Origin of the sequence: uncultured Porphyromonas sp. (assembly GCF_934359325.1) — a bacterium.
In the GTDB taxonomy this organism is placed as follows: domain Bacteria; phylum Bacteroidota; class Bacteroidia; order Bacteroidales; family Porphyromonadaceae; genus Porphyromonas_A.
On record NZ_CAKRLH010000269.1, the window covers coordinates 1 to 1,752 of the forward strand.

At 51.8% G+C, this 1,752-nt stretch carries 2 protein-coding genes and 1 tRNA gene; 1 reads left to right on the forward strand and 2 read right to left on the reverse strand.

All coding sequences use genetic code 11. From position 1 onward, the window contains the following. Positions 1-560: biosynthetic peptidoglycan transglycosylase (locus tag Q0F21_RS07680; protein WP_297238810.1), on the reverse strand; the 560-nt coding region annotated here is incomplete at its 3' end. Positions 561-1,153: 593 nt separating this feature from the next. Here Q0F21_RS07680 and Q0F21_RS07685 point away from each other — a divergent pair. Continuing rightward, positions 1,154-1,225 (forward strand) — tRNA-Gln (locus Q0F21_RS07685). Positions 1,226-1,277: 52 nt separating this feature from the next. Here Q0F21_RS07685 and Q0F21_RS07690 read toward each other — a convergent pair. Further along, the coding region (locus Q0F21_RS07690) for a DUF2851 family protein (RefSeq protein WP_297238811.1) at positions 1,278-1,752 on the reverse strand (475 nt) is incomplete at its 5' end.

Below are 1,752 nucleotides of genomic sequence, written 5' to 3' on the forward strand. Positions count from 1 at the left end.
CCGATGGCATTATAGAGGAAGTCAAATTGATTGAGGTACAGGCTGATGATCTCCTCCTTGGAGTAGCGTCGCTCCAGCTCCACCGCGATGACCCACTCGATAGGCTTCTGTAGTGCTCGCTCCATGATATTGTCTGCATGAGGGGAGTAGAGCTGCTTAGCGAGCTGCTGGGTGATCGTACTACCACCGCCGGAGTCCTTGTCGCCCATGATGATGGTGCGGAAGAAGGCCCGCAGTACACCCATCATATCGATGCCGCTGTGGTCGGTAAATCGCTTGTCCTCCGTGGCGATCAGCGCATGGACGAGTGAGGGAGCGAGGTCGTTGTAGTCCGTATGGATGCGATTATTGTCCTGCAGGGCAAATGTCCCCAGTACCTGACCATCCTGGCTGATCACCTGTGAGGCGTAGCGATCGATCGGGTTCTGCAGATCCTCGATCGGGGGCATATAACCGATGACCCCCTTCGAGATGAGGAAGAAGAGGAGTATCACTGCTACAACTCCGGCACCAAAGATGATCCAGAGCCAGGTGATAAACTTTTTGAAGCCTTGTGACATGACGATGACTGTGAGTATATCAAGTATCCGTCCTTGGGGGCGGATAGGTCCATTCTATTTCATAGGATCCCACATGCAGATCCTATTTAGTGTGCCAAATTTACCACTTTTCGCTAACTCTGTCTCTCACCTTCTCCTAAGGACCGGGGGTGACGCATTTGAGCATAACAGCAAAAGAAGTAATAGCCCTCTCTTGATGCTTCCGCCTACCCATCTCTTAGGAGAGAAACAACAATCGTCCATGTGTCGTCTTACTTGCAGACTCAAGTCTCAACGGATGGAGAGAGTATTTGTATCCCTATTTTTCAACAGAAAGAGGCGGTAAGAGACATAAAGAGACTCTGTGAGACAATTGCTCCGTACGAAGGTGGTATTTTTGCACCACTAAAGCTTCCGGATAAGTCAGGCTCTAACCGAAGACCATTTCGGGTGCTCTATACACGTTCTGCACAATGATTTGAATGGTCCTTCGCACCACTCAACTGCGTCACCCTTGCCTAAGGACAAGTGCAAACATTCAGAAAATATTTGCTTACAGCTATTGGCGAAGTCGGTAAATAGTCTTACCTTTGCAACGTCAAAGAGAGACACAATGTCCTATGGTGTAATTGGCAACACGCAAGATTCTGGCTCTTGAATTTAAGGTTCGAGTCCTTATAGGACAACTGACAAAGCGACCCCACCGCATCTGCAGTGGGGTCGCTTTACTTGTCAGATCTATGTGGATTGACCGCTCTGTGGCAACGTGCGGAGTAGCTCGAAGAGCCGGACCGCCATCGGGCAACTGAGACAGTGATAGGGGATACAGTGGTTGGTGTATAGCTCCAGCATACACTGAGTGTCCAGGGCGTTGGTGGCGGTGATGCCATACTGACGGAAGAGGTCGATATAGCTGTTTCGCTCAGGAGGAAGCTCTCTCAGACGGTCCAGTGCAGCCTCCTTGCCCGCATGTGAGCCGCTCCACTCCGCATAGTAATAGACGGTGGGGATGACAGCATTTATCATCAGGATCTGGATCAGGTTGTCGCCTATCGCCCTGAGCCTTCGGCTCGACGCCTGCCCGAAGTCGAGGTGGGTCTGCCAGTAAGGGGATGGCTCTACCCGCAGCAGCTGATCAAGCCTCTCCCAGTCTCTCGTAGTGCTGGCGCCCCTTAGCTCGTCCTCATGGTGGAAGATCTGAGCCGCCACGGAG